This window comes from Pseudomonas reidholzensis (assembly GCF_900536025.1).
Taxonomy (GTDB): Bacteria; Pseudomonadota; Gammaproteobacteria; order Pseudomonadales; family Pseudomonadaceae; genus Aquipseudomonas; species Aquipseudomonas reidholzensis.
In genome coordinates this window covers 719,050-744,653 of record NZ_UNOZ01000013.1, presented here as the reverse complement: position 1 = coordinate 744,653, position 25,604 = coordinate 719,050, and the positions used below count along the sequence as shown (strand labels likewise).

The window sequence follows — 25,604 nt, the reverse complement described above, 5'->3', positions numbered from 1 at the left end:
GCCGCACGCTCTGTCAGAGTACTGGCTTGCGCGCTGCGCCGCTGCGCGCCTTGGCCATCGCTGCCAGGCGCACTGGCACGTTGGCCGCGCCGTAACCGGCATAGCCACCCTTGCGCTGGATGATCTCGAAGAAGAAGCGGTCCTCGAAGGCCTCGGTGTACACGTGGAACAGCTCGCCACCCTGGGCATCACGGTCGTACAGCACGTTGTAGTAGGCCAGCTCGCTGAGGAACTCATCGTCGAAGTCAAAGCGCGCCGCGAGGTCATCGTAGTAGTTCAGCGGAATCTCCAGCAACGGCACGCCCGCCTCTTTGGCACGCGCGACTTCCCGGAAGATATCCGCACAATCGAAGGCGATGTGGTGCACACCCGAGCCACGATAACTGGACAGCGCATGGGCGATCGCGGTGTTGCGGTTCTCCGAGATGTTCAACGGCAGGCGCAGGCTGCCGCACTGGCTGCGCAAGGCGCGGCTCTTGACCAGGCCGTACGGGTCCGGCAGCACGACTTCGTCGTCGGCGGCAAAGTCGAACAGGGTCTTGTAGAACAGCACCCAGTTGTCCAGCGAGTCGGCCGGCAAGGCCAGGGCCATGTGGTCGATACGCTGCAGGCCACCGGTGGGCGCGTTGGCCGCATCGAGGCGGAAGTCGCTCTCGTAGATGGTCTGGCCGGCATCGGCTTGCTCGACCAGGTAGATCAGGCTGCCATCCGGCGCACGCACCGCCGGGATTTCGCGCTCGTTAGGCCCGACCAGGCCACGGAACGGCTGGCCACGGTAGTCGGTGGCGCGCTGCAGGGCGGCCTGGCCATCCTTGACGCGCAAGGCGGTGGCGCACAGCGAGGGGCCGTGGGCCTCGAAGAAGTTGTGGGCGAACGAATAGGGTTCAGCGTTCAGGACGATATTGATATCGCCCTGACGCAGCAGGCGTACGCCCTTGCTGCGGTGCGACCCGGCCTCGGCAAAGCCCAGGCGCTTGAGCCAGCCGCTCAGACGGGCACCGACCGACTCGTCGACGGCGAATTCGAGAAACTCAACGCCGTCATAGGCACTCGCCGCAGGCGGGGCGAACAGCACACCGGGCTCTACCGCGCGGTCTTCGCGCTCCAGCTGGAGGCGGGTTTTTTCTTCCAGGTAGAGCAGCGAGCGCAGGCCGTCGGCGGCGTTCTGGCGGGTCGGCGCGGCGCGGAAGCCGTCGTTGAAGATCTCTAGCGACAGCGGGCCGCGATAGCCCGTTTCGAGGATGGGCGCGAGGAAGCCTGGCAGGTCCATTTCGCCCTGCCCCGGGAAGCAACGGAAATGCCGGCTCCACTCCAGCACGTCCATGGCCAGGATCGGCGCGTCGGCCATCTGCACGAAGAAGATCTTGTCGCCGGGAATATCGCGGATCGCGCTCGGGTCGCCCTTGAGCGACAGGGTGTGGAAGCTGTCGAGAATCACCCCCAACGCCGAATGGTCGGCCTGGCGCACCAGGTTCCACACTTGCTGGTAGGTGTTGACGTGACGGCCCCAGGCCAGGGCCTCGTAGCCAATGCGCAGGCCGCGGGCGCCGGCGTGCTCGGCGAGCAGGCGGAGGTCGTCGACCAGCAGTTGCTCGTCGCCCAGGGCATCGGCCTGGACGTTGCTGCAGACCAGCACCAGGTCGGTGCCCAGCTCCTGCATCAGGTCGAACTTGCGCTCGGCGCGGTCGATGTTTTTCTGCAGCCGGTCGCGGCGGCAGCCTTCAAAGTCGCGGAACGGCTGGAACAAGGTGATGGCAATGCCGAGATCGGCGCACATCTGGCGGATCTCGCGCGGGCTGCCGGCGTAGTAAAGCAGATCGTTTTCGAAGATCTCAACGCCGTCGAAGCCGGCGGCGGCGATGGCTTCGAGCTTTTCCGGCAGAGTGCCGCTCAAGGACACGGTGGCTATCGAACGCTGCATGCTGGAGTTCCTTGTTATTGGAGCGCAGCACCTGAAGGCTGCGCGAAAAACGACAAAGCCGAAAAACCGGAGGGGTTTCTGGCACGATCAATTATTCGCAGGTAGAGTCTGCCCAGCAATTGGTTTTGTACGGAACAGTTAGTTTTTGTGCGATTACCGAACAAAAGCGGATTTCGCGAATTGCTTCAGCGCTCGGCACTGAGCAACCATGATTCCAGTTACAGGCTAGCCGAACGCCCCTCACTGCCCTGCGAACGTTCGTCACATCCTGTACCGCCAAGCCCAGCGTCACGACATAATAAGTTCAATAACAAGAACAACGGAGACAACGATGGCTCACTCCAGCTCTCAAGCCAAGAAAGCGACCGCCAGTGGGTGGATAGGCTCGGCTCTCGAGTACTACGACTTCTTCATCTACGCCCAAGCCGCAGCCCTGATCTTCCCGCAGATCTTCTTCCCCTCGATGGACCCGAAAATGGCCATCATCGCCTCGCTGGCGACGTATGGTGTCGGTTACCTGGCCCGCCCGGTGGGCGCCTTTGTGCTTGGCCACTGGGGTGATACCCGCGGCCGCAAAAACGTATTGCTGCTGTGCATGTTCCTCATGGGCATCTCGACCATGGCCGTAGGCCTGCTGCCGACCTACCACGACATCGGCATTCTTGCGCCGGTGCTGCTGGTGCTGCTGCGCCTGGTACAAGGCTTCGCGGTGGCGGGGGAAATCTCCGGTGCCAGTTCGATGATCATGGAGCATGCGCCGTTCGGACGGCGAGGCTACTACGCCAGCTTTACCTTGCAGGGCGTTCAGGCCGGCCAGGTAATGGCGGCGGCGGTGTTCCTGCCACTGGCGTACTTCATGCCGAGCGAAGCCTTCAATGACTGGGGCTGGCGGATTCCGTTCCTGCTGAGCGCACTGGTGCTGGTGGCGGGCTTCATCATCCGTAAGGAAGTCCACGAGACCCCTGCCTTCGTCAAGGAAGAGAAACAGGACAAGATCGCCAAGTCGCCTATCAAGGAAGCCTTCCAACACAGCTGGAAGCACATGGTGCTGGTCATGTTCATGGCCCTGATGAACGTGATCCCGGTGGTTGCGACCGTGTTCGGTGCGGCCTACGCGGTGCAGCCGGCCTATGGCATCGGCTTCGACAAGAGCGTGTACCTGTGGATCCCGGTGATCGGCAACATCGTTGCGGTGCTGGTGATTCCGTTCGTGGGCAACCTGTCTGACAAGATCGGCCGTCGTCCGACCATGATCGCCGGCTGCCTGGGCTCGGGCCTGCTGGCCTTCGGTTACCTGTATGCGATCAGCATCCAGAGCGTACCGCTGGCCTTCGCCGCATCGATCCTGATGTGGGGCATGGTCTACCAGGGTTACAACGCGGTGTTCCCAAGCTTCTACCCAGAGCTGTTCAACACCCGCTACCGCGTCTCGGCCATGGCCATCGCACAGAACGTCGGCACCATGCTCACCGCCATGCTGCCTGCGCTGTTCGCCGCTATCGCGCCACCGGGCTCGGAAAACATCTGGCTGGTGGTCGGCGGTTCGGCCTTCTTCATCACCTGCATCTGCGCCCTGGCTGCCTACGTGGCACCTGAAACGCATCGCCTGGCGATGGAAGACCTCGGCAACCCGAATGCCAAACCGATGGAAAAAGACGTGTACGAAGCGACCCGCAAGGGCGCAGTGGGCAACGTAGCTACCCACTAAAAGACCGCATGGGGGCGCTTTGCGCCCCTTTCGCGACACAAGGCCGCTCCCACAGATACCGCGCTTACCCTGAAGGTGACGCGGTAATTGTGGGAGCGGTCTTGTGTCGCGAATGGGGCGCACAGCGCCCCCAGCGATCTCAGCCCCGCACCACCTCCTGCAACCTCGCCCACAAGCGCTCGACGTGTTCGCGCTCGGTCGGCAAAGCCCCCACCGACACCCGCACCATCCACTGCCCCTCGAGCGTTGCCGGCGTCACATAGGCATCCCCGGAGGCATTGAGCCGCTCCGCCCACCCCCGCGTATACGCATCCAGCGCCTCCCCCGCCAGCCCGTCCGGGCAATGGCGAATGCACAACGTCTGCAACTGCACCGGCGCCAATACCTGCCAACCGGGTGCCGCCTCGACCTGCGCGGCCAGCCAGCGTGCGTTGTCCAGGTCGCGGCGCAGGCGCTGCTGCAAGGCCTCGACGCCTTCGCTACGCAACATGAACCACAGCTTCAATGCACGGAAGCGCCGCCCCAGCGGGATACCCCAGTCGCGCAGGTTCTTCACCTCGCCATCCACGGCGGATTGCAGATAGCTGGGGTTGGTGCTCATCACCCGGATCAGGTGCTGCGGATCGCGCACGTAGTAGATCGAACAATCGAACGCGACCCCCAGCCACTTGTGCGCGTTGACCACCACCGAGTCGGCCAGCTCGATGCCGTCCCACATCCAGCAGCATTCGGGGAGGATCATCGCCGAGCCGGCCATGGCCGAGTCGACATGCAGCCAGAGGCCGTGGGCCTGGCTAATGGTGCCGATCGGGCGCAGCGGGTCGAGCGCAGTGGTCGTGGTGGTACCGGTGGTCGCGACCACGGCGCACGGCTGGTTGCCGGCGGCCAGGTCGGCGTCGATGGCCGCCTGCAGGGCCTCAGGGCGCATGGCGAACTGCTCATCGGTGGGGATCAGGCGGATGTTCTCGCGGCCAAACCCGGCCAGCAGCGCGGCCTTGTCCACCGAGCTGTGGGCGTGCGCGCTGACATAGATGATCAGCGGCTTGGGCTGGGCCTGCAGGCCGCCACGGGTCAGGGCGAAATCGCTGGCGCGCTCACGGGCGCAGATCAGCGCCACCAAGGTGCTGGTCGAGGCGGTGTCCTGGATCACCCCGCTCCACTGCGACGACAGGCCGAGCAGTTGGCGCAGCCAGTCAAGGGTGGTTTCTTCGAGCTCGCTCAGGGCCGGGCTGGATTGCCACGACAGGCCAAGCACGCCCAGGCCGGTGCTGAGGAAGTCGCCGAGCACCGACGACAGGGTGCCGTTGGAGGGGAAATAGCCGTAGAAGTCAGGGTGCTGCCAGTGCGACAGGCCGGGCATTACCAGCGTGTTGACGTCGTCGAGGATGGCCTCGAAGGGTTCGCCTTGCTGGGGCGCGGCGGCAGGGAGGGCGGCTTTGAGGTAGCCGGGCTCGACCTGGGCCATGACCGGGCGCTCGCCGACGGTCTGGCGGTAGTCAGCGATCAGGTCGATCAGTTGGTGGCCGTATTGGCGAAATTGTTCTGGGGTCACGCGCGGTCTCCTTGGCAGGGTGTCAATGCAGCCCTCATCGCGGGCAAGCCCGCTCCTACAGGAGGTTGAGCAGCACCTGTAGGAGCGGGCTTGCCCGCGAAGAGGCCATTGCAGCCAGTCTAGGTGGCACTGCCAGGCAGAAGAACCCCGCTTCGCGCATACCTCCTATGGCAAAGCCGCATGCCCGCCCTGCACGCCGAACTGCGACGCCCGCCACAGCTCGAACACCCGGTTGCGCAGCCAACGGTGTTCCGCCGAGGCCTGCAAACGCTGGTGCCAGACCACCCAGTAGCGCTGGGTGTGCTCGACAAAGCCCAGCGGCCGCCAGGCCAGGTCATGCAACCGGCACAGTTGCCGGGCAATGTGCTCCGGCACCGTGGCCAGCGCCTGGCTGTTGCCGATCACCTGCACGGTGGCGGAAAAGAACGGTACCTCGAGGCTGATCCGCCGCTGCAAACCCTGCCCGCGCAGGTGCCGGTCGATAAAGCTGTCCTTGTCGCCACCGCCGGAAATCCGCACATGCTTAAACGCCAGGTAGTCGTCCTGCCCGAGCACCTGTTGCGCCGCCAGCGGATGGTCCTGGCGCATCAGGCACACCGCGCGGTCCTCGCCCAGCAGGCGGCCGTGCAGGTTGGCCGGGGACTCGTCGAACAAAGTGGTCGCCAGGTCGATCTCGCCACTGGCCAGCAACGCGTACTGGCCGGCCTGCCAGGTGCGGTACTCCAGCGACACCCCCGGCGCCTCGCGCTCCAGCGCCGCCACCAGCAGCGGCAGCATGTGCTCGGCGACGTAGTCCGAGGCAGCCAGGCAGAAGCGCCGCTCACAGCGGGCCGGGTCGAAGACTGCCGGCTGGCGCAGCGCCTGCAGTTCGTCCAGCACCTGGCGCAGCGGCTCTACCAGGGTTTCGGCATGCTCGCTCAGCACATAGCCGCGCCCCTGGCGGACCAGCAACGGATCATCGAAGGCGTCGCGCAGGTTGGCCAGCTGACGGCTCAAGGCCGACTGGCTGCAGCCCAGGCGTTCGGCGGCATGGCTGAGGTTCTTCAACTGCAGCAGGCAGTCGAGGGTGCGCAGATGGGCAAGGCTGAGGGCGGCGAAGGCAGGGTTCATGGCGGGCAGCGATCTACGGGGCAAGGCGCCCCTTGGGCGAGCGGCCTTGCGCCGCGAAAGGGCCGCAAGGCGGCCCTCAGGCACTGATCAGTCAGTCAGGCCAACGTAGACGTTCTGCACGTCGTCGTTGTCGTCGATCGCGGCCAGGAAGGCTTCGACCTCTTCCAGCGCTTCCGGGCTCAGGCTGGCAGCGCTGACCGGGTTTTTCGGGGTGTAGCCGATCTTTGCCGAGGTCACGGTAAAGCCTTGCTCAGGCAGGGCCTTCTGCACGGCGTCGAGGTCGGTCGGATCGGTGATGAACAGGCTCGAACCCTCTTCTTCGCCTGCTTCGACGTCTTGTGCGCCGGCTTCGATGGCGGCCTCGTCCCGATCGGCGTCAGGATTTACCGGGGTCGCTTCGATCAGGCCGACGTGGTTGAAGTCCCAGGCCACCGAACCGCTGGCGCCCAGCTGGCCTTTACGGAACAGCACGCGGACCTGCGCGACGGTACGGTTGACGTTGTCGGTCAGGCACTCGACGATCAGCGGGACCTGGTGCGGCGCGAAGCCTTCGTAGGTCACGGCGGTGTACTGCACGGCATCGCCATCCAGGCCTGCGCCCTTGCGAATCGCCCGTTCCAGGGTTTCGCGGGTCATCGAGGCCTTTTTCGCCTGGTCTATCGCCAGGCGCAGGCGCGAGTTGGAGTCCGGGTCAGCGCCGGACTTGGCGGCGATCTGAATTTCCTTGGCCAGCTTGCCCATGATCTTGCCTTTGGCATTGGCAGCGACTTCTCGATGTTTGGCTTTCCACTGTGCGCCCATGTCGACTCTCTTTGTTTCAGCGGGCCGGTTCAGGAAGCGACCGGCCAAAGTGGGTGCAGTTTATACGCCCTCGCGCGGCGGATCGACAAGAAATCTTGTCGTATCAACCCCTACGCCAGCTTATGCTGCACCCTCCAGCCCTTACGAAGCCTTGCCATGCTCTTTCGCCTCACCGCCGACGCTTTGGTCCTGCTGCACTTGTCGTTCATCCTGCTGGTGCTGTTTGGCGGCCTGCTGGTGCTGAAATGGCGCCCCGCCCTGCTCCTCCACCTGCCCGCCATGGCCTGGGGCATCGCGGTCGAATGGCTGCACCTGGAGTGCCCGCTGACCCGCTGGGAAAACCTCATGCGTGCCGCCGCAGGCGATGCCGGCTACCCGGGCGGCTTCATCGAGCATTATGTGTGGCCGGTGATCTACCCGGCCGGGCTGACCGCGCAGATCCAGCTGCTGCTGGGCCTGGTGGTGGTGCTGCTCAACCTCGGCGTGTATGGCTACGTGGTCTGGCGCTGGCGCCGCTAGCGGGTGGCGACCACGAACAAGCGCGGGAACGGCAGCAGCACCTTGCCATCGGTAGCGGCCGGGTAATCACGCTGCATGGCCTGCAGGTAGACCTGCAGGAAGTCGGCCTGCTCGCCCTCGTCGAGCCGCGCCAGGTACGGCCGCAGCGCAGAGCCCTTGAACCACTCAACGACCGCCTCGGCGCCGCCCATCAACGGGTGGTGGTAGGTCGTGCGCCAGACGTCCACACGGCTGCACAGCGGGCTGAGCAGGTCGTAGTAGAAGCCGGCGTTGTGCCGCGCCGGCAACGCAAAATCGGCGAACTTGTGCGCCCACGGCCCACGGCTGGCGATTTCGCGCAGCTGCCGATGGGCCGGTTCGTCGAGGTTGTCGGGGGTCTGCACCGCCAGGCTGCCGCCTTCATTGAGCTGGCGGATCAGGTGGGGGTACAGCGACGCGTGGTCGGGCAGCCATTGCAGCGAGGCGTTGGCGAGGATCAGGTCTTGCGGCTCGGGGGCCTTCCAGCTGGCGATGTCGGCGATTTCGCAGCGTACCCGCGGCACACACAGCCGGCGGCGCTCGCGGGCTTTGGCGATCATGTCGGGGTCGCTGTCCAGCGCCGTGACCTGGGCGTCGGGGTGACGCTGCAGGAGCACCTCGGTGGAGTTGCCGGGGCCGCAGCCGAGGTCGGTGGCGTGGCGCACCGAGCGTGGCGGCACGGCCGCGAGCAGGTCGCGCACGGCGCGGGTGCGTTCGTCTTCGAACAGCGAATACTGGTTGGCAGACCAAGCCATGGCCGAACTCCTTGGGCGGGCGATCCGGCTAGCATAAGCCATGTTACAGGCAAAAAAACGGCCGGCACTCCTTAGGGAGCCCGGCCGCTGGGTACTGCAATCAGCGCTTACTGCTTCTTGGCGCAGCGGATCTGATGCACGACACCCATCGCCACCACGACACCCGCGGCGATACCGGTCGAGATCACCAGGATCTGGTAGTCAGGCATGAACGCCATGGTCACCAGCGCCGCCACGATGAACGCGATCACCAGGTAGGTGAGCCACGGGAACAGCCACATCTGCAGGCGGATTTCCTTGCCTTCGGCCATCAGCTTGCGGCGCATGCGCAGCTGCGAGCAGGCGATCACCAGGTACACCAGCAAGGCGATCATGCCGGTGGTGTTCATCAGCGTATCGAGCACATCCTTCGGACGCAGGGTCTCGCTGAAGTTGATCAGCGCGCAGACCACCGCCACGGCGCACGAGCCGACGATCGCGAACACCGGTACGCCGGTACCGGCACGGGTGATCTTGAAGAACGACGGCGCGTCGCCACGCTGGGCCAGCGAGAACAGCATGCGCGAGGCCGTGTAGTGGCCGGAGATCAGGCAGCTGCTGACCGAGGTCAGGACCACGAAGTTCATCAGCAGCTCGGCATACGGCACGCCCAGCAGCTCCAGGGTCCGGCGGTAGGCGCCGTAGCCCGACTCACCCAGGTGCGGGTCGTTCCACGGTACCAGGCAGACGATCAGGAAGATCGAGCCGACGTAGAACAGGCACACACGCCACACCACCGAGTTGGTGGCCTTGACGATCTGGCCGGCCGGGTCCTTGGATTCGGAAGCGGCAATGGTCACGATTTCGGCGCCGAGGAAGGCGAACATCACACCCAGCAACGCACCGATCACGGTGGTGATGCCGTTGGGCATGAAGCCTTCGGCCGTGAGGTGGGTGATCCCGCGGACTTCACCGAACTGCCAGATGTTCAGCACCGCCGAGCCACAGACGATCAGGAAGCAGACGATCGCGATCACCTTGATCAAGGCGAACCAGAACTCGAACTCACCGTAGTGCTTGACGTTGAAGAAGTTGACCGTGATCAGCACCAGGGTGGTCGCCAGGACGAACACGTTGACGCTCACGCTCGGGAAGAAGCCGTGCAGGATCTTGCCCGCCACGTAGGCTTCCCAGGCCATCAGGATGACCCAGTACCACCAGTACAGCCAGCCGATGGTGAAGCCGGCCCAGCGGCCAATGGCGCGGTCGGCGTAGGTCGAGAACGAGCCGGTGTCTGGCGAGGAAGTGGCCATTTCGCCGAGCATGCGCATGATCAGCACGACCAGGATGCCGCCGGCCAGATAGGCCAGTACCGCAGCCGGGCCAGCGCTGTGAATCACGCTGCCGGAGCCGACGAACAGTGCGCCGCCGATAACCCCGGCGATCGACATCATCGTCAGGTGGCGCGATTTGAGCGAAGCATTCAGCTTGCTCTCCGGCGCCCCTTTGGCGGATGCGGTGGAGGTGGATGTTGCGTCCATCAGTTGTGTACCCCGTGCTTCTTTTTATCCAAGGAAATGCGTGAAACCCCGATGGCTAGCGGTTTCACCTGTACATCAGTGCTAATGCGCGCAGGAGGTGTGCTGAGGGCACACGCGAGCCTTCCGTGGCGGCCCGCTTTTGCGTCCGAGGCAGGCCCCGAACGAACTGAAACAAAAGGTGTCTGGCGATCTCAGACACCTAATGTAAAAATGTCGGACACAGAGAGCCATGCACAGTGGCATGAAAGTCGCACTGCACTGTACAGGCCCTCCATGCAATACACCTGCTATACCCCGCAGACGGCAAGCGTTCTGCACACCTGAAGGCACCTCCATGTTCGAACTACATCCAGACGCGCCGACCCCGCTGGTCAACCAGATCATCGACGGGTTGCGCGCGCTGATTGACAACCAGACCCTCAAGCCTGGCGCCAAGGTCCCCTCGATTCGGGCCTTTGCCGCGACCTACTCGGTGAGCACCTTTACCGTGGTCGAGGCGTACGACCGCCTGGTCGCCCAGGGCTTGCTGGTCAGCCGCGGCAACGCCGGGTTCTTCGTCAATCGCGCCGCGGGCGAGTTGCTGGAGCCGCACCACCCTGACGCTGACACCAGCCGTCCGTCGTTCAACTCCGAGTGGTACCTGCAACAGATCTTCGAAACCCGCCAGTTGCCGTACAAGCCCGGTTGCGGCTGGCTGCCCAATGAGTGGATGTACGAAGACGGCCTGCGCCGCGGCATGCGCCAGGTCGCCGGCAGCCCGTTGGAGCTGTCCGGCTACGGCGACCCGATGGGCCTGCCCGAGCTGCGCACGCTGACCGCGCAGAACCTCCAGCAAGAGTTGTCGATCGTCGCCAACCCGGCGCAACTGATGCTCACCCACGGCGCCAGCCAGGCGCTGGACCTGGCCGTGCGCACGCTGGTGCGCCCGGGCGACGTGGTGCTGGTGGACGACCCGGGCTACCCCAACCTGATGAGCATCCTGCGCTTTCAGGGCGCGACCCTGATCGGCGTGCCGCGCACCCCGGCCGGGTATGACCTCAACCACCTGGAGCGGCTGCTCGCCCATCACCGCCCGACGGCGTTTTTCACCCAGCCGCACCTGCACAGCCCGACCTGCTCGCGCACCCCGCTGCCGCAGCTGCACCGCCTGTTGCAGCTGGCCAGCCAGCATGGCTTCCGGCTGGTCGAGAACAACCTGTACGCCGACATGGTCGCCGAGCCGCAGCCGTGCCTGGCCAGCCTCGACCACCTGCAGCAGGTGGTGTACGTCGGCAGCTACTCCAAGAGCATCTCGCCGAATGTGCGGGTCGGCTACCTGCTGGCCAACCCCGACCTGATGCAGCAACTGCTGAGCCTGAAGATGCGCTCGGGCCTGACCACCTCGCAGGTGATGGAGCGGGTGGTGTACGCCGCGGTCATCGACGGCCGCTGGCGCAAACACCTCAAGCGCCTGCGCCAGCGCCTGGCCGAGGCGCATCAGCAGGTCGGCCGGCATTTGCACCGGCTGGGCTTCGAGTTGTTCATCGAGTCGGACGAGGGCATGTACGTCTGGACCCGCCACCCGGCCATCCCCGACAGCGCGGCGTTGCTCGATGACGCGCTGGAGAAAGGCATCATGCTCGGCCCTGGGCAATTGTTCATGGTCGATGCCCAGGCCACGGGCTGGATGCGCTTCAACGTGGCGTTCAGTACCGATCCTGCGATGTGGGAGTTGCTCGAGAAGGTGCTGGTGAAGCATGTGCGGCGGTCGACGCTCTAGGGTCAGCCGCCAGGACGCTGGAGATCAGCTGTGACAATCTGCCAGCACCGGATTGTCACAAATGATAATGACTCGTAGTAATATCCCGCCCCACCCTCTCCTGCGCCCAGTTGCCCATGCCCGCTACCCAGCCCCTGCCCGCCCCACGGGTCCTGGTCGTCGACGACCACCGCAAGATCCGCGACCCGCTGGCGACGTATCTGCGCCGCCATGGGTTCGAGGTGCGTACCGCGGCGGATGCCGCCGGGCTGTGGCAGTTGCTCAAGCAGCAGGACTTCGACGTGGCGGTGCTCGACGTGATGCTGCCCGATGGCGATGGCTTCGAGCTGTGCCAGCAACTGCACCGGCGCTGCAACCTGCCGGTGATCCTGCTGACCGCCCGCGACACCACGGCAGACCGGGTGCGCGGGCTCGACCTGGGCGCGGACGACTACCTGACCAAACCCTTCGAGCCCCGGGAACTGGTGGCACGCCTGAACAGCGTGCTGCGCCGCCATCAGGCGACCCAGGCGCGGGCCAAGGCCACGCCCACGGAGCCCGCCGCGAGCCCGCGCCGCTACCGCTTCGCCGGCTGGCAGTTCTGCGCCAGCACCGCCACCCTCAGCCGGGCTGGGCGTGAGCCGGTGCGCCTGAGCACCGCCGAGGGCAAGCTGCTGCAGGTGTTGCTCGAGCATCCGCATGTGAGCCTTTCCCGCCAACGGCTGGTCGACCTGACCGCCGCCCAGGACAGCGACATCAGCGAGCGCGCCATCGACCGCCAGGTCAGCCGCTTGCGGCGCAAGCTCGACCACGACGGGCACGGTGCGGAGCTGCTGCGCACGCTGTGGGGCAGCGGCTACCTGCTGGCCGCCGACGTCGACCTTGAATAGCCTGCGCCGCCTGTGGCCGCAACGCCTGCTGCACCAGTTGCTGCTGTTGCTGTGCGTGGCGCTGCTGGCCTCGCACCTGATCGGCATCCTCTTGCTGCACCGCCACGGCAGCCTGCTCCATCCGCTGTCGCGCAACGCCAGCCTGGAGCGGCTGGCGACGGCGTTTCATGCCGCGCACGACCTGTCTCGGCCGCAGGCAGAGCGCTTGCTCGCGCAGATGGGCAACCCGGAGACGCGCTTCTGGCTTGCCCCGACGGCCGAGGTCAGCCCTTTTTCCGCGCGGCCGGAGGAACAGCGGCTCGCCCGTGACCTGCGCCAGCGTCTGCAACTACCCGCCGAGCACCCCATCACCTTGCAGCTGGAGCGGGTCAATGGCGCCGATGCGCGCGCCTATCCGTTCAGCCCCGGCGGCTGGGCCGCGCTGCGCCTGCGCAGCAGCCTGGCGCTGGGCGACGGGCTGTACCTGAACGCCGTGCAGCACCCGAGCGGCGCCTATCAGTGGGGCACGGTGCTGGCCTACAGCCTGCCGATGACCACGCTGCCCGTGTTGCTGGTGATGATGCTCTGCCTGGGCCGGGTGGTGCGGCCGATCAAGACCTTGGCCAAGGCCACTGAGCGGGTCAGCCGGGGCGAATGGATTGCACCCTTGCCGTTGAGCGGGCCTCAGGAAGCGCGTGAGCTGACCTGCGCCTTCAACACCATGCAGGCCAACCTGGCGCGCCATGTGGAAGGCCGTACGCGGCTGCTGGCGGCGATCAGCCATGACCTCAATACGCCACTGACCGAGCTGCGCCTGCAGGTGGAATTGCTCGAGCCTGGGCCGACCCGTGATGACTTGCTGGAGAGCCTTGCCGAGTTGACCGCGATGGTGCGCGAAACGCTGGAGTTCGTGCGGGGTGATGCGGTGCAGGAAACGACGTGCCGGCTGCGCTTGAATGACCTGCTCGATGACCTGGCCCGGCGTTATCAGCTGATGGGGCTGCCGTTGATTTGGCAGGGCGGCGAGGAGGTCTGGCTCGGTTGCCGGCCTTTGGCGCTGAAGCGGGCGCTGACCAATTTGATCGACAATGCACTGAAGCATGGCGGCGCTACTCGGCTGGAGTTGAGCGCGAGTGGTGGGCAGGTGTGCCTGCAGATCATCGACCAGGGGCCGGGGTTGCCGGAGGCTTGGCTGGAAAAGGTTTTCGAGCCGTTTGTGCAGTTGGGCCGGGGCGGCGCGGATGCCAGCAGCGGTGGCGGGCTTGGCTTGGGATTGGCCATTGCGCGGGCTTGCATCCAGGCGCATGGGGGGGAGTTGGTGCTGGAGAATCGGTTGCCGCAGGGGTTGTGTGCGTGGGTGCGGTTGCCGGTTGGGTAGAAAGACTCTGGGCTGCTTTGCAGCCCATCGCGGGCAAGCCCGCTCCTACAGGTATACGACACTGTAGGACCGGGCTTGCCCGCGATGGGCCGCACATTCGAGAGACGCTTCAGAAGTTATAGGTGGCACCCATCCAGAGGGTGCGGCCGTAGTTGACCGTGCCGTAGGTCTCATCGTCCAGACGCTTGTCTGTGAGGTTGTTCAGCGACGCGTTCAACGTCAGGGCATGGGTCAGGTCATACGAGCCGCCAATGTCCGCCGTGGTATAGCCCGGCGCCGTCTCGGCGGTCAGGGTATTGCCCGTCTCTTCGCCGTAATAGCTGACCGCCGCCCAGGCCTGGGCGCGGTCGTTGACCCGCCACTCGCCACGCAGGTTGGCCTTGCGCTCAGGCGTCAGGGCCAGCGGCGCACCGGCGTTGGCACCGGTCTTCTGCTCGGAGTCGGTGTAGGTGTAGTTACCCTTGACCAGCACGCTGTCGGTGATGTCCCACTGCCCGGTCAGCTCGACGCCACGGATCACCGCCTTGTCGACGTTGACCCTGTCCATGATGATGTAGCCGTTCCAGCGGTTGTCGGTGGTCACCGTCGACAGCTTGTCCTGGAAGTCGTTGTAGAACAGCGTGACCCCGGCCGACAGGTCGGCACGGTTCGACCACAGCGCCGAGACTTCGTAGTTGGTGCTGGTCTCGGGCTTGAGGTCGGGGTTGCCGAACATCACGAAGCGGTTGCGCCGCAGGTAGGCATAGTCGGCGACCACGGCGCGCAGCTCAGGCGCCTTGAAGCCGCGGGCGATGCCGCCCTTGAGGGTCCACTGCTCATTGGCACGCCAGACCCCGTACACCCGCGGACTGAAGTGGTTGCCGTACTCTTCGTGGTCATCCAGGCGCAGGCCGGTGGTCAGCGCGAAGTCATCGGTGACCGACCACTCGTTCTCGGCAAACAGCGCCCGTTGGGTGACCTTGAACTCGCGATTGACCCGGTCGCCCAGGCCCTGGTTCCAGTCGGTGACCTGGTTTTCCTGCCATTGCAGGCCCACCGTGCTGACGTTGTGCGCGGTCGGCACCACCAGCTTGGCGTCCAGCACGCGGTTGCGGATTTCTGGCTTGCGCCCGTAGATGTCGGTCTGGTCCGGGGTGGCCTTGCCTTCGCGGCTGCTGGTCTCCTGGTAAAGGGCGACGTCCGAAGTCGCCCAGCCCCAGCGGCCCTGGTGCGACAGCGACCAGTGATCGCGGTTGTTCTCCTGCTCGCGGGTGGCCCAGTTGGCGCTCAGGCCATCGCCGTTCTTCAGGCGGGTGACGCCGGCCTCGAGGAGGATGTCGTGATCGAGGGTCGGGGTGAACGACAGGCGCGTGGTCAGGTCGCGGTGGTCGGCCTTGCTGTGGCCATTGGTCTGCTCCAGGTCGTCGTCGGCCTGGCGGTCGAGGTAGCGGCCCCAGGCCTGCAAGCCGAGCAGGTCTTCTTTCAGCGGCCCACTCAGGTAGAACGAGGTCTGCCCGGCATTGCCTTCGGCGCTGTGCTGGCGCGCCGAATAGTCGTAGCCGATCGAGCCGCCCCACTCCGGCGCCACTTTGCGGGTGATGACGTTGATCACCCCGCCGATGGCGTCAGAGCCATACAGCGACGACATCGGCCCGCGCACCACTTCGATCCGCTCGATGGCGGCGGCCGGGGGGACGAAGCTCTGCTCGTAGCCGGAGTTGCCGTTGACCCGCGATTCGCGTGCGCTCTGGCGTTTGCCGTCGACCATGATCAAGGTGTAGTCGGCGGGCATGCCGCGGATCGAGATGTCGGTCTCGTTGGCCCCGCCGTTCACCGTCACCCCTTCCACATCGCGTACGGCATCGCCCAGGTCGCGGTACGACTTGCGGCGCAGGTCTTCACCGTCGATCACGGTGATCGACGCGGGAGCGTCCTCGACGCGTTGCTCGAAGCCGGAGGCGGTGACGACCATGTCTTCCAGGACCAGCGCGGCGGGCTCGTTGGTCTGCGCCTGGGCGGCGCCGGCCAGGAGCACGGCCAGGGTGGATGAACGGCTGAGGAGGCGGCGTGTAGCGGGCATGCGGATGACCTTGTGGATTCGTTGTGAAAGCGAATCCTAATCAGCTGCATTTTCAGAGGTGGGACAAAGTGTGACAGCGGGGTAAGGGTCAAGAATGCTGGGGCTGCTGCGCAGCCCATCGCGACACAAGGCCGCTCCCACAGTTACAGCGCATGCCTCAAGGTGGGCGCGGACCACTTTGTGGGAGCGGCCTTGTGTCGCGATGGGCCGCGAAGCGGCCCCCAGGATCCAGAGGTCTATCGCCAGTCGTGTTTGTCGGCAAAGAACGCCCGGGCGTTGTCTTCCAGGCTCTCCAGGTGGTACCCGCCCTCCTGCACGATCAGGCACGGGAAGCGCAGCGCGCGGATCCGCTCACCCAGCTCAGCAAAGCCTTCGCGGGTGACCGCGACCTTGGTCTGCGGGTCCAGCTCGTAGATATCGAAGCCCAGCGACAGCACCAGCACTTCGGCGCCGAAGTCTTTCACCGCGTCCAGGGCGATGTCCAACTGCGTGAGGAAGTCCGCCTCACTCGCCCCATGCGCCATCGGCAGGTTGAGGTTGTAGCCCAACCCTGCCCCTTCCCCGCGCTCGTCCTCAAAGCCCGCCACCCCGGGGTAGAAGTTGGTCGGGTCGCCATGCGTGGACACATAGAGCACGTCATTGCGCGCATAGAAAATCTCCTGGATACCCTGCCCGTGGTGCATGTCGGTATCGAGGATCGCCACCCGGCTGTAGCGGCTGCGCAGTACCTGGGCGGCGACCGCTGCGTTGTTCACGTAGCAAAAGCCCCCCGCCGCGTCATGCCGGGCATGGTGGCCCGGCGGGCGACACAGGGCGTACGCGGCCGGCTCGCCATCGAGCAGCGCCTGGGCGCCGGCGACGGCACTCTGCGCCGACCAGTAGGCCGAATGCCAGGTCTGCTCGCCGACCGGGCAGCTGCCGTCCGCCAGGTAGCGCGCGGCCTGGGCGAGAATCCCGCGCAAGGCATTGGGCTCGCGAACGAAGATGTTCGACATGACTTCATCGCCCCAGTCCTCGGGCACTTCCCGCCAGCGGGCATGGGCTTCTTCGAGAAAGGCCAGGTAGGCCTCGCCGTGCACGGCGGCCAACGGTGCGAGGCCGGCGTCCTGCGGCTGGCGGATGTCGAAGTTCAGGCTTTTGGCAGCCTGCAGCAGGCGCTGGGCGCGCTCGGGGACTTCCTGCGGGGTGCGCATGGCGCCGCGCGAGTAGTAGCTGCGAGGGTGGTGCAGCAGTTGCTCGGGGTGGAAATAGCAACGCATCAGGCTTCTCCTGGTTCGATCTGGCCGGCCCGCGCCAGCACGGCATTGAGCAGCACATCGACACCCTGGCGGGCATCGTCGGGCAACACGTCTTCGGCTTCGTTGTGGCTCAAGCCGCCGACGCAGGGGATGAACACCATGGCGGTCGGGCAGTAGCGCGCCAGCAGGATCGCGTCATGGCCGGCGCCGCTGACGATCGATTGCTGGCTGTAGCCGAGGCCATCCACGGCCTGCTGCACCGCCGCCACACAGTCGGCATCGAACGGCGTGGCCGGGCTGACCCAGTGGCGCTCGACAGTGACCTTCAGGCCACGCGGTTGCGCGAGCGCCTGCAACTGCAGGCCGACGCTGCGCTCCATCGCCTCGATGGCCTCGTCGCGGTGATGACGCAGGTCGACGGTGAAGCGCACCACACCCGGGATGGTGTTGCGCGAGGACTTGGCGATCGACAGTTCGCCCACGGTGGTCAGGCCTTCGGGGGCGAAATCAGCGGCCAGCTGCTCGACCACCTGGATCATCCGCGCGGCGCCATACAGGGCGTCCTTGCGCAGTTGCATCGGGGTGGTACCGGCATGTGCGGCCATGCCCTCGACGGTCACATCGAGCCAGCGAATGGCCTGGCCGCCACTGACCACGCCGATGCTTCTGGCGTTGTCTTCAAGGATCGGCCCCTGCTCGATATGCGCCTCGAAATAGGCATCCACCTTGCCGCCCAGCGGGCGCTGACCGGCGTAACCGGTGCGCTGCAGCTCAGCGGCGACGCTGACGCCGTCGGCATCGCGAATCGCCAGGGCCTGCTCCAGCGCCAAGGTGCCGGTGAACACCGCCGAGCCGAACATGGCCGGGGTGAAACGGGCGCCCTCCTCGTTGGTCCACACGGCAATCTCCAGCGGCTTACGGGTGCGGATGCCGAGGTCATTGAGGCGGCGCACCACCTCGAGGCCGGCCAGCACGCCGTACACCCCGTCAAACCGCCCGCCTTCGGGCTGGGTGTCCAAGTGGCTGCCGATCATCACCGGCGCGGCCTCCGGGTCGCTACCTGGACGGCGGGCGAACAGGTTACCGATGGCGTCCACCGACAGGCTCAGGCCGGCCGCGCGGCACCAGGCCGAGAACAGCTCGCGGCCGGCCTTGTCTTCATCGCTCAAGGCCAGGCGGCAGCTGCCACCACGGGCAGTGGCGCCGACTTCGGCCATGGCCATCAGGCTCGCCCACAGGCGCTCGCCATTGCATTTCAACATGTGCGGGTACTCCAGGATGCAAGTGTCGGTGTCAGGCCAGTTCGAGTTGCTGGCTGCGGGTGTATTGGCGTGCCAGGGCCAGCACGCAGATCAGCGAAATCGCCGCGATCAGCGTGTAGAACAGCGCCATCGGCCACCACTGACCGATAAAACGGTGCGCCAGCCAGGTGCCGATCAGCGGCGTCAGGCCGCCGGCGATGGCGCCGCAGATCTGGTAGGCCAGGGAGATCGCGGTGTAGCGCACGCGGGTGTCGAACATGCCGCTGACGTAGCCGGCGATCACCGCGTAGAACGACGCCATGCACGCCGCCGCGAGGGCGATACCGAGCACGATCAACGGGCCCTGGCCACTGCTGACCAGCACGAACATCGGGTACGGCGAGGCCATTGCCAGCAGCGCCACCAGTGCCAGGAAGCGCGTGGCGCCGAGCTTCTCCGACAGCCACGCGGCCAGCGGTTGCACGCAAAACTGGATGACCGCCACGAAGAACAGGCATTCGAGAATCAGCGAGCGGTCGAGGTGCAGCTGCTGGGTGGTGTAACTGATCATGAAGGTGTTGGTGAAATACACCCCGGCGATGCCCAGGGTATTGGCGCCGATGCACAGCAGCAGTGGCCGCCAGGCGGTGCGCAGCACCTCGAACACCGGCGCCTGCTCCTTGCGCTGGGTCTTGGCCGCCTGCTCGCGGCTGGCAAGAAACTCCGGCGACTCGTTGACCCCCAGGCGGATCGCCAGGCCGACCAGCAGCAGCAAGGCGCTGGCGAGGAACGGCACGCGCCAGCCCCAGCTCATCAGTTCGGCTTCTGGCAGCCGGGTGACCGCGGCGAACGCCAGCAGCGAGAGGATCAGGCCCGCCGGGCTGCCCAGCTGGGCGAACGAGGCAAAGAAGGTGCGCCGGCCCTTGGGCGCATGCTCGCCGGCCATCAACACCGCCCCGCCCCACTCGCCGCCGACGGCGATGCCCTGGATCACCCGCAGGATGATCAGCAGCACCGGTGCGGCGGCGCCGATCTGGGCATAAGTGGGCAGCAGGCCGATGCACACGGTGACCACACCCATCATCAGCAGGGTGATCACCAGCGACTTCTTGCGGCCGATGCGGTCGCCGATATGGCCGAAGATGATCCCGCCCAGCGGCCGCGCGAAGAAGCCCACGGCAAAGGTGCCAAAGGCCGCCATGGTGCTGAACAGCGGGTCGTCGGAGGGGAAGAACAAGGCGCCGAACACCAGCGCGGCGGCGGTGGCATAGATGTAGAAGTCGTACCACTCGATCATGGTGCCGATGAACGCAGCGGCCGCGGCCCGGCGCGGTTGGGGCGAAGCGGTGGGCTTCATGGGTCAGGCTCCTTTGCTTGTTTTTTTGGCAGGAGTTATGGGGTCACGGGGGCGCTCTGGTGGCGCTTGGTCGGTGTCTGATCAGGCGGCTCGGCGGTGGCCTCTTCGCGGGTAAACCCGCTCCCACAAGGGTTGATGCAAACCTGCGAAGCCGCACTGAACCCTGTGGGAGCGGGTTTACCCGCGAAGAAGTCACTGCCCAAGCCGACTGCAGCACACCTTTCCTGAGCACGATTTTTCAGCTCAGGGCTATGATTAGTCAATTTTCTATTTATTATTCGAACTATAACGACCACTTATTATCCCGAGCCCGCCATGCCTGACCGCCTGCTCAACGATCGCCTCGACTGGAACCTCCTGCGCACCTTTCGGGTGATCGGCCAGGAGCTCTCGATCAGCCGCGCCGCCGCTCGCCTGCACCTGACCCAGCCGGCGGTCAGCCAGGCGCTCAAGCGCCTCGAGGAGCAACTCGGGCGCCAGCTGATCGCCCGCCGTGGGCCCCGCTTCGTGTTGACCGAAATGGGCGAGCAGCTGTTCGAGCTCGCCGGCGAGGTCTACGGGCAGATGTCGCAGATCGGCGGCCTGCTCGAGCAACCGGCCGACGAGTTGGTCGGCAAGGTCCGCCTGCTGATGATCAGCCGCATCTGCTCGGAGCGCTTCGACGACTTTCTCGCCGGTTTCCACCGCCAGCACCCGCGGGTCGACCTGGAAATCGACGTGATGCGCAGCTCGGACATCGTCGCCGCCCTGCAGGAAAAAACCGCCACCGCAGGGTTGAGCCTGAACCGCCGGCCGCAGCCGCGCCTCGAGCAGCGGCTGTTCCTGCGTCAGCGCTATGCGTTTTTCTGTGGCAAGCACCATGCGCTGTTCGGCAAGCTGGAGGGCGATTTGCAGCGGGAGAATTTCGTCAGTTTCACCAGTGACCAGATTGGCGGGATGCTCTCGCCGCTGACCATTTTTCGCGATCAGCAAGGTTTTAGCGGGCGCATCGTGGCGTCATCGCCGAGCCTTGAGGAAGTCAGGCGGCTGGTGATTGCCGGGTTTGGCATCGGCTGCTTGCCGGAGCATGTGGTGGCGCCGGATGTCGAGGCCGGGCTGTTGTGGCGGTTACCGCCGCAGGAAGGGATTGCCGATGTGGATATTCATCTGCTGTGGAACCGCGACCAGCGCTTGAGCCGCGCGGAGGGGGTATTTATCGAGGCGCTGCAGGGGTGTCTGGAGGATCAGTGAAATGGGGGGCTGCTTTGCAGCCCATCGCCGGCAAGCCAGCTCCTACAAGCATCGCACCGACCTCCAGGACGACGCGGCCGTTGTAGGAGCTGGCTCGTCGGATCGCCGCACCGCTGCGATGGGCCGCAAAGCGGCCCCAGGATCCAACGCTCAAACCGCCCCGTCGAAGCCCATCTGCCAAAAGTCCGCCTCGAGCTTTGAAGCCTGGCCAAAGATCCCCGCCAGCTCGACGAAGCGCTGCTCGGTCATGCTGCGCGCCGCCAGCTCATCCAGGTGTTTGCGCGCCGCCGCCGCCACGCTTTGATACCCCTCGCCGGCATACTCACCAATCCATTCGCGGTAAGGATGGCTGGCCAGGTCAGCGATGTTCTCCGACAACCTGCGACCAATCTCGGCATAGCCAATCACGCACGGCGCCAGCGCCACGTGCAGCTCCAGCAGGTCACCCGCCGCGCCGCAGTCGAGCACATAGCGGGTATAGGCCACGGTCGCCTGATGCTCCGGCGCCGCCTCGATATCCGCCTGCGACAACCCCCAGCGCGCGCACAGGCGCAGGTGCAGCTCGGTCTCGTCGAGGATCGCCGCCAACCCCGCCTGGGCCGCGCGGATATCGCTCGGCAAGCGGCTCTTGTACGCCGCCAGCGCCCAGGCCCGGGCGAACTGGATGAGGAACAGGTAGTCCTGCACCAGGTACGTGCGGAAGGCCGCCTCGCTCAGCGTGCCCTCGCCCATCTGGCGGACGAAGTCATGGTCGACATAGCTGGACCATTGCGGCGCGGCGGCGGCTTTGAGCCGATCGAAGATATCCATACTCACGCCTCCTCCTCATACACGGCATCGAAGAAAGCCAGCTCAAGGTCCACCGTGCGCAGATAGAAATCGCGGCTCAGTTCGGCTTCCTGCGGCCCGACACGGTCCAGTTCAGCCTGCAGAAACGCGACAAAGTCCTGGAAGAACGGGTTGTCGTGCAAGGTGATCCATTCGGCGTAGACGAAGTGCTCGGGCAACGGCTGCGGCGCCTTGAGCGCCCAGTCCAGGTACAGGCCTTCGGCGACATTGAGCACCGCCAGGGCCGCCGCATAGGAACGCGTGGCCGCCGCTTCGCGCATGATCGCCTTGAAGCCGGCGGTGGGCTCGGTGTCGGCAGGTTCGTCGCGCTGCGCCGGGCTCACGTCGAGCGCCTCGAAGGCACGCAGGAAGTAGGTGTTTTCATCGCTCGAGATCATCCCGGCGAATCGCCCCAGGCGCAGGCGCGCCTCGAAGGTGTCGGCGGTGGCGATCGCGGCGCCGAGCAGGGTCAGGAAGCTGTCGAGAAAACGGTGGTCCTGGACCAGGTAGCGGACCATCACCGGGTCGGCCACGGTACCGTCGCACAGCTGGGTGACGAAGCGATGGCCAACGGCGGCCGACCAGGTCGGCTCGCTCTGACGGCGCAGGGTTTCGGTGAAGCGTTCGGTCATCGTGCTGTCCTCTGAAAAGTGACAGCGAGACCGTGGCAATGTGGCATGGAGCGGCCTCGCAGTGAGGCCGGCGGAAAGGCAGGTCGGCAGTCCCATCCCTTCGCCGGCATGATCCGGATCAGGTTCGAAGGGTCACCGCGCTGCAGTCGCTAGCGGTTTCTCAGCCCGTTGCCGGGGCTCCCCTTGGTGACGCTCAGGTATACAGCAGGTGGGCGGGATTTGTCACCACGCATCCACAGTACCCGGCCCCCAGACACTGTCATTTCCACCAGTTGTGCAATGACGACTACGGTCTGATGATGCCCCCACAACTGCTGAGCCAGGAAACCTGCGGGTGAACGCCATGGACTATTTTTATCAAGGCCAGCAACTGGCGACGCTCACCCAGGACAGCGAGTACTTCTCGATCTTGAGCAACGGTGCGCAAGCATTGGCCCTGCTGCGCAAAGCGCATGACCGGGCCGAGAGTGGAGTGGTTGCGAGCGACCCATCGGGCTCGTTGATAGCGGTCAGGTTTCTCAAGACCGACGTTCGAAAAACCTACAGCGTTTACGGACATACACTAGCTACCACCGCCGTCCCCTTGGGCTTTACGGGAGCACACTGCGACTCATTTACCGAACACTACCTCTTGGGCAACGGCTACCGTGCTTACAACCCCGTACAAATGCGTTTCAATTCGCCGGACAGTTGGAGCCCTTTCGGGGAGGGGGGCCTCAATGCCTATGCCTATGGTTCAGGCGACCCGGTCAACGGCTCGGACCCGAGTGGGCATGCCTACATAGGTAGGGTCAAAATCATCCAGCCGGGTCTTCATGCCTATTACAAAAAGGGGTTCTTTGGCGGAAAAAAAGAACTGCGCATCATCATGCACGGGCGACCCGGTAGCGGCGAGTACAACGGTACCGTCAAGGCCGCTGGCGCAATAATCGCTGACTTGAAGGCTGGTGGAGTAGATCCAAGCAAACACACGACCCGTTTCTATACATGCTTCTCAGCCACGCCGAACCCGGCAACCCAGAGTTCGTTGATTCAGGACTTCTCTCGCCTGACGGGTAAACCCGCCATTGGCTACGATGGAACAGTCTCCATTGCCGCCGAAACTCAGCATGCCCGAAGAACAAGCTCGTCTCCCACAATGGTGTTCAAACACTTCAAGAAAAATCCACACCCCCCCGAGCACCCAGACTACTCCACGTTCACGAGTACCGCCGTCAAGGCCCTTCCTCAAAGTGCAACCGCCACCTCGATTCGCCGTTAGCGGTTCACGGTCTGCGCAGGCGGGCAATGGGTGGCTCACCTACCGGGCTAGATCATCCAGGCTAACCGGTATGCCCTGCTCATCCGCGCGCGACCTGGCCAGTTTGACCAGATCGAGGTCATCCAGGCGCGCTATCATCGCCTCGTACAGGTCGGCAGGTACCATGTAGCCCATCACGCGATTGTGGTTGAGTACGGCGACCGGCATGCCTTGTGCCCCGGCCATCACAGCCGTTGGATTCTTCTTCAGCTCGGATACGCTCACGGTGACGTCGGCAAATATCTTTTGCATGGTCTCAGACCTGAATTCAGAACACTATTCTGGTCATTATTTCGGTCATGAGTAAACCCTTGTAACCCTCTCTCCTTGGAACCTGCATCAGGCCGGGTTATGCTTAGCGCAATAGCCAATTGCCATCACCGGCGTTACCAGCATCCTGCTGAGCGCCAAGGATCCTCGTTTTGCCCAGCAACCCCACCCGCCAAACCATCGCCCGTCAGTGGCAGCTGCTCAAGCTGCTGCCCAACCGCCACCCCGGCCTGAGCACCTCGCAGTTGCAGTTCGCATTGACCGAAGCCGGCCAAAAGGCCAGCAAGCGCACGGTGGAGCGGGATCTCAACGAGCTGGCGACGCTGTTTCCGTTGCAGTGCAACAGCAAGGGCATGCCCTATGGCTGGTACTGGCAGCCGGGGCTGAGCTTGGGAGAGGCGCAGAAACTGCAGCCGGGCGACTTTGCCACTGCGGCGCCGATTGTGCTGAGCGCCTGGGTTGATCAAGGGCTGGCGCTACATCTGGCGGAACAACCATTGTCGGCTGACATGCGTTTGGAACCTCAGGCCGACGGCGGCGCAACGCTGGAGGCCACGGTCGACGACAACCGTGCGTTGATGGGCTGGCTGCTGTCGCATGCGGGGGCGATTCGTGTGCACGCGCCCGAGGTATTGCGCAATGCCATGCTCGAGCAGTTACGCCAGAGCCTGGCGCTGCACGACGAGGGTTGATAGGGCCCGGGGTGTGCCTGGCTTGACGCCATCGCGGGCAAGCCCGCTCCTACATTGCCCGCGTCGATCCCGAGATTCGGGCTTTGCAGCGGGGTCGTGGAGCGGCGGTGCGCCGATGCGACTTGCCCCGCGATGGCGTCAGGTTGAACGACGACGCAAGCTGCTATAACCCAGCCCCAACACCGCCAACACCAACGCCGCCAGCGCGGCCACCAGCACCTGGCTGTACTTGGCCACCGTCGCCGGGAAGCCGATGAACTCGCGGTACGCCCGCACCTGGGCGACGCCATCGGCATGGCGAATGCTCAACGCACCCTGGCGAACCTGCGAATAGTCCGAGTCGAAATAGACCCACACCTTGCAGTCCTCGCCCGCGCCGAGCGTGGCGATATCGACCACGCTGGTGGCCGTCTGCGGAATGATGTCGTTGCCGGCATCGTCGCGGATCTGCACCAGGCCCTTGGCCGGCAGGCGGATCTGCACGTCCTTGAGTGGCGTGTCGCGGGTGTTCTCGAGCTCGATCAGCAGGCCGGTGCGGTGGTCGACCAGGCCGGCTTCGAAGGGCTTGGCGAACAGCTGCGCATACGGCTCCTGGGCCAGGTCGATCAGTTTGTCGACCTGCTGATGGCTGAGCAGGCCGTCGCTGATGTCGCTCATGCGGTCATGCAGGCGCTCGTACCTGAGCAGGTCGTTGGCCTTGCTGATGCGCTCGCTGAACTGGCTCGGGTAGGTCAGGTAGGCGTAGGTCAGCCGCGCCTCGAGTGCCGGGTCTTCCTTGAACGCCGTGTACAGCCCGGCAGCGCAGGCGCCGACGACCAGCAGGCCGACGAGGGACTTCCCGACTTTTTCCCAACTCACCTTGGCGGTT

The 25,604-nt window shown here is 65.1% G+C and carries 22 protein-coding genes and 1 riboswitch; of the genes, 8 read left to right on the top strand and 14 right to left on the bottom strand.

Annotation, left to right across the window (positions count from 1 at the left end):
• Positions 1 to 13: 13 nt before the first annotated feature.
• Positions 14 to 1,921, bottom strand: a complete 1,908-nt coding sequence (gene quiC / locus CCOS865_RS11675) for a 3-dehydroshikimate dehydratase QuiC (RefSeq protein ID WP_119140852.1) — start codon at positions 1,919 to 1,921, stop codon at positions 14 to 16.
• 331 nt (positions 1,922 to 2,252) lie between these two features.
• On the opposite strand from quiC, the gene CCOS865_RS11670 reads away from it, so the two are divergent.
• The gene (locus tag CCOS865_RS11670) at positions 2,253 to 3,629 is read left to right on the top strand and encodes an MFS transporter (protein ID WP_119140850.1); all 1,377 of its coding nucleotides are present in this window, start codon (positions 2,253 to 2,255) and stop codon (positions 3,627 to 3,629) included.
• 139 nt (positions 3,630 to 3,768) lie between these two features.
• Here the strand turns inward: CCOS865_RS11670 and CCOS865_RS11665 are convergent, their stop codons facing one another.
• The 3 genes from CCOS865_RS11665 to CCOS865_RS11655 form a co-directional block, all read right to left on the bottom strand.
• The gene (locus CCOS865_RS11665; protein WP_119140848.1) at positions 3,769 to 5,181 is read right to left on the bottom strand and encodes a DOPA decarboxylase; all 1,413 of its coding nucleotides are present in this window, start codon (positions 5,179 to 5,181) and stop codon (positions 3,769 to 3,771) included.
• 165 nt (positions 5,182 to 5,346) lie between these two features.
• A complete protein-coding gene (locus CCOS865_RS11660) occupies positions 5,347 to 6,291 on the bottom strand; it encodes a LysR family transcriptional regulator (RefSeq protein ID WP_119140846.1) in 945 nt (314 codons plus the stop codon).
• Between the two features lie 87 nt (positions 6,292 to 6,378).
• The gene (locus tag CCOS865_RS11655; RefSeq protein WP_119140844.1) at positions 6,379 to 7,092 is read right to left on the bottom strand and encodes a YebC/PmpR family DNA-binding transcriptional regulator; all 714 of its coding nucleotides are present in this window, start codon (positions 7,090 to 7,092) and stop codon (positions 6,379 to 6,381) included.
• Positions 7,093 to 7,248: 156 nt separating this feature from the next.
• Between CCOS865_RS11655 and CCOS865_RS11650 the strand changes: the two genes are divergently transcribed.
• Positions 7,249 to 7,611: a DUF2784 domain-containing protein gene (locus CCOS865_RS11650; protein WP_119140843.1), complete on the top strand. Its 363-nt coding sequence runs from the start codon at positions 7,249 to 7,251 to the stop codon at positions 7,609 to 7,611.
• On the opposite strand, the gene tam is transcribed toward CCOS865_RS11650, so the two are convergent.
• Entirely contained in the window at positions 7,608 to 8,384 is a 777-nt protein-coding gene (tam, locus tag CCOS865_RS11645) for a trans-aconitate 2-methyltransferase (protein WP_119140841.1), read from the bottom strand. The genes CCOS865_RS11650 and tam overlap by 4 nt on opposite strands.
• Before the next feature lie 107 nt (positions 8,385 to 8,491).
• Entirely contained in the window at positions 8,492 to 9,904 is a 1,413-nt protein-coding gene (locus CCOS865_RS11640; RefSeq protein ID WP_119140839.1) for an amino acid permease, read from the bottom strand.
• 334 nt (positions 9,905 to 10,238) lie between these two features.
• Between CCOS865_RS11640 and CCOS865_RS11635 the strand changes: the two genes are divergently transcribed.
• The 3 genes from CCOS865_RS11635 to CCOS865_RS11625 all read left to right on the top strand — a co-directional run bounded on the left by CCOS865_RS11635 (position 10,239) and on the right by CCOS865_RS11625 (position 13,889).
• Entirely contained in the window at positions 10,239 to 11,663 is a 1,425-nt protein-coding gene (locus CCOS865_RS11635; protein ID WP_119140837.1) for an aminotransferase-like domain-containing protein, read from the top strand.
• A gap of 116 nt (positions 11,664 to 11,779) precedes the next feature.
• Complete coding sequence (locus CCOS865_RS11630; RefSeq protein ID WP_119140835.1) at positions 11,780 to 12,532, top strand: response regulator transcription factor; 753 nt, start codon at positions 11,780 to 11,782, stop codon at positions 12,530 to 12,532.
• A 25-nt stretch (positions 12,533 to 12,557) separates the two neighbouring features.
• Positions 12,558 to 13,889 (top strand): ATP-binding protein, encoded by a 1,332-nt coding sequence (locus tag CCOS865_RS11625; protein WP_119141007.1) that lies wholly within the window; start codon positions 12,558 to 12,560, stop codon positions 13,887 to 13,889.
• A 109-nt stretch (positions 13,890 to 13,998) separates the two neighbouring features.
• Here the strand turns inward: CCOS865_RS11625 and CCOS865_RS11620 are convergent, their stop codons facing one another.
• From CCOS865_RS11620 to CCOS865_RS11605, 4 genes are all read right to left on the bottom strand, one after another.
• On the bottom strand, positions 13,999 to 15,948 hold the full coding sequence (locus CCOS865_RS11620) for a TonB-dependent receptor domain-containing protein (protein WP_119140834.1): 1,950 nt from the start codon (positions 15,946 to 15,948) through the stop codon (positions 13,999 to 14,001).
• A 236-nt stretch (positions 15,949 to 16,184) separates the two neighbouring features.
• On the bottom strand, positions 16,185 to 17,207 hold the full coding sequence (locus tag CCOS865_RS11615; protein ID WP_119140832.1) for a histone deacetylase family protein: 1,023 nt from the start codon (positions 17,205 to 17,207) through the stop codon (positions 16,185 to 16,187).
• On the bottom strand, positions 17,207 to 18,448 hold the full coding sequence (locus CCOS865_RS11610; RefSeq protein WP_119140830.1) for a Zn-dependent hydrolase: 1,242 nt from the start codon (positions 18,446 to 18,448) through the stop codon (positions 17,207 to 17,209). Before CCOS865_RS11610 ends, CCOS865_RS11615 begins: the two co-directional genes overlap by 1 nt.
• A 31-nt stretch (positions 18,449 to 18,479) precedes the next feature.
• Positions 18,480 to 19,784 carry an MFS transporter gene (locus CCOS865_RS11605; protein WP_119140828.1) on the bottom strand — a complete coding sequence of 435 codons (1,305 nt, stop codon included), beginning with the start codon at positions 19,782 to 19,784 and terminating at the stop codon, positions 18,480 to 18,482.
• A gap of 315 nt (positions 19,785 to 20,099) precedes the next feature.
• Between CCOS865_RS11605 and CCOS865_RS11600 the strand changes: the two genes are divergently transcribed.
• Positions 20,100 to 21,014, top strand: a complete 915-nt coding sequence (locus CCOS865_RS11600; protein ID WP_119140826.1) for a LysR family transcriptional regulator — start codon at positions 20,100 to 20,102, stop codon at positions 21,012 to 21,014.
• A gap of 150 nt (positions 21,015 to 21,164) precedes the next feature.
• On the opposite strand, the gene tenA is transcribed toward CCOS865_RS11600, so the two are convergent.
• Both tenA and CCOS865_RS11590 read right to left on the bottom strand, forming a co-directional pair.
• On the bottom strand, positions 21,165 to 21,824 hold the full coding sequence (gene tenA, locus CCOS865_RS11595; RefSeq protein WP_119140824.1) for a thiaminase II: 660 nt from the start codon (positions 21,822 to 21,824) through the stop codon (positions 21,165 to 21,167).
• Positions 21,825 to 21,826: 2 nt separating this feature from the next.
• Positions 21,827 to 22,474, bottom strand: a complete 648-nt coding sequence (locus tag CCOS865_RS11590; protein ID WP_119140822.1) for a TenA family protein — start codon at positions 22,472 to 22,474, stop codon at positions 21,827 to 21,829.
• Between the two features lie 78 nt (positions 22,475 to 22,552).
• Positions 22,553 to 22,668, bottom strand: a riboswitch (TPP riboswitch).
• 149 nt (positions 22,669 to 22,817) lie between these two features.
• Between CCOS865_RS11590 and CCOS865_RS28430 the strand changes: the two genes are divergently transcribed.
• A complete protein-coding gene (locus CCOS865_RS28430; protein ID WP_415842657.1) occupies positions 22,818 to 23,735 on the top strand; it encodes an RHS repeat-associated core domain-containing protein in 918 nt (305 codons plus the stop codon).
• Between the two features lie 39 nt (positions 23,736 to 23,774).
• Here CCOS865_RS28430 and CCOS865_RS11580 read toward each other — a convergent pair whose 3' ends face one another.
• A complete protein-coding gene (locus CCOS865_RS11580) occupies positions 23,775 to 24,026 on the bottom strand; it encodes a type II toxin-antitoxin system Phd/YefM family antitoxin (protein ID WP_119140820.1) in 252 nt (83 codons plus the stop codon).
• 170 nt (positions 24,027 to 24,196) lie between these two features.
• Here CCOS865_RS11580 and CCOS865_RS11575 point away from each other — a divergent pair, with 170 nt between their 5' ends.
• On the top strand, positions 24,197 to 24,736 hold the full coding sequence (locus CCOS865_RS11575; RefSeq protein ID WP_119140818.1) for a WYL domain-containing protein: 540 nt from the start codon (positions 24,197 to 24,199) through the stop codon (positions 24,734 to 24,736).
• Between the two features lie 138 nt (positions 24,737 to 24,874).
• On the opposite strand, the gene CCOS865_RS11570 is transcribed toward CCOS865_RS11575, so the two are convergent.
• Positions 24,875 to 25,594, bottom strand: a complete 720-nt coding sequence (locus tag CCOS865_RS11570; protein WP_119140816.1) for a hypothetical protein — start codon at positions 25,592 to 25,594, stop codon at positions 24,875 to 24,877.
• Positions 25,595 to 25,604 lie beyond the last annotated feature (10 nt).